This is a genomic window from Mesorhizobium sp. M2A.F.Ca.ET.037.01.1.1, assembly GCF_003998075.1.
Lineage (GTDB): Bacteria > Pseudomonadota > Alphaproteobacteria > Rhizobiales > Rhizobiaceae > Mesorhizobium.
The window spans coordinates 1-1,767 of the sequence record NZ_RZSA01001198.1 but is presented as its reverse complement, the minus strand read 5'-3'; the positions used below and the strand labels follow the sequence as shown (position 1 = coordinate 1,767).

At 63.8% G+C, this 1,767-nt stretch carries 3 protein-coding genes; 2 read left to right on the top strand and 1 reads right to left on the bottom strand.

Annotated elements, in window-relative coordinates; all coding sequences use genetic code 11:
• The first annotated feature begins 218 nt into the window (after window positions 1-218).
• The gene (locus tag EOA27_RS35005; protein ID WP_126083842.1) at window positions 219-563 is read left to right on the top strand and encodes a YkgJ family cysteine cluster protein; all 345 of its coding nucleotides are present in this window, start codon (window positions 219-221) and stop codon (window positions 561-563) included.
• Between the two features lie 69 nt (window positions 564-632).
• Window positions 633-1,244: a LysE family translocator gene (locus EOA27_RS35000; RefSeq protein WP_126083202.1), complete on the top strand. Its 612-nt coding sequence runs from the start codon at window positions 633-635 to the stop codon at window positions 1,242-1,244.
• Here EOA27_RS35000 and EOA27_RS34995 read toward each other — a convergent pair.
• Window positions 1,241-1,767, bottom strand: a 527-nt coding sequence (locus tag EOA27_RS34995) for an AraC family transcriptional regulator (RefSeq protein WP_145970779.1), incomplete at its 5' end; no start/stop codon positions are given. The genes EOA27_RS35000 and EOA27_RS34995 overlap by 4 nt on opposite strands.

Genomic DNA, 1,767 nt, shown 5'->3' with positions numbered 1-1,767 from the left:
TGATCATGTAGGCCTGATGAAAAACGCCTCTCGCGCTTTTTACACGCGGGAGGCGTCTTTGCCGTCAACCTTTCTCGATCGCTCTCGAATTGCTGACAGCAGGGATAAACCGGCAGCCGGCGAAAGGGTTCCCGGCAAAACGAAAAAATCATGCTGTCGGGAAAAATTGCGTGGAAGTATGGACGAACGCCGCAATCCTGCGCCAAGACAAGGCACGCATGAGGATCGCCTTGCCGCTCGACCCCGCCATCACCGTATCGCTTTCGCAAGGCGTCGCCTTCGACTGCCAGAGCTGCGGAGCCTGCTGCTCCTATTCGGCCGACTGGCCGCGCTTCTCGACCGAGGAGGATGAGCAACTGGACCGCATCCCGCTCGAACTGGTAGCCGCCGACCAGTCCGGAATGCGCTGCGAGGGTGCGCGGTGCTCTGCGCTCACCGGGGAGGTGGGTAAGCACACGGCTTGCGGCATCTATGATCTCCGCCCGGATGTCTGCCGCGCCTGCATGCCCGGCGGCGACGACTGCCTGATGGCAAGGACGGCGCATGGGTTGTCGGTGAGCTAGTCTCCACCCGCTTGCCGAAGTCCACACCTCCCGGTACCTTCCGGCCGGGCAGGGCCGCGGAGGAAATCCATGAGCATCGAATTCCTGTTGACGTCGCTGATCATCGTGGCCTCGCCCGGCACAGGCGTCCTCTACACGCTGAGCGCCGGCCTCTCGCGCGGCGCGCGGGCCTCGGTCGTAGCCGCATTCGCCTGCACGTTGGGCATCATCCCGCATATGGCGGCCGCCATCACTGGCCTCGCCGCTGTGCTGCACACCAGCGCCGTCGCCTTCGAGACGCTGAAATATCTCGGCGTCGCCTACCTGCTCTACATGGCCTGGAACACGTTGAAGGAAAAAGGCGGCCTCAGCATCGATGAGGACGCCGCGCCGCGCTCGACCGCCAGGACGATCACCGCTGGCATCCTGGTCAACGTGCTGAACCCGAAACTGTCGATCTTCTTCTTCGCCTTCCTGCCGCAATTCGTCAGCACCACCGAGCCGCATGCGCTGCCCAGAATGCTGGAGCTCTCCGGCGTCTTCATGCTGATGACCTTCGTCGTCTTCGCCGTCTATGGCGTCTTCGCGGCCTCGGTGCGCAGCCACATCGTGTCGCGGCCGAAGGTGTTGACCTGGATGCGCCGCAGCTTCGCCGCTGCCTTCGTCATGCTTGGCGCCAAGCTGGCTGTGGCGGATCGCTAGCTCCCTGATTCATTCGCCGTTTCGGAAGCCTCGTCGCTTCCGGAGCCCGCCGCAACTCTAACGCCCAGGCGCCAGGCCGAGGGCGGTACGCCGATCATCTTCTTGAAGGCCCGGCTGAACGCCGCTTCGGATTCGTAGCCTATCTCCGCCGCGATGCTGGCGACGTTGCTGTTGCCGGTGCTGAGCAGCTCCGAGGCGATCTGCATGCGCCATTTGGCGAGATAATGCATCGGTGGCATGCCGACGATTTTGGTGAAGCGCTCCGCAAGCACCGTGCGCGAGAAAGCGGACTCCTTGGCCAGCGCCTCCACCGTCCAATTGTGGGCCGGCCGGTCGTGGATCAGCGCCAGCGCCTTCGACAGCTGCGGATCGCGCAGGCCCGCCAGCCAGCCGGTCTGCTGCGGCGGCAGCGATTCCACATAGCGGCGCAACACGTCAACGAACATCAGTTCGCTGAGCTTGGTAAGCACCGTTTCGCTGCCGGCCCGCTTCTCGGCCACTTCCGAGACCGCCAATCTGATGA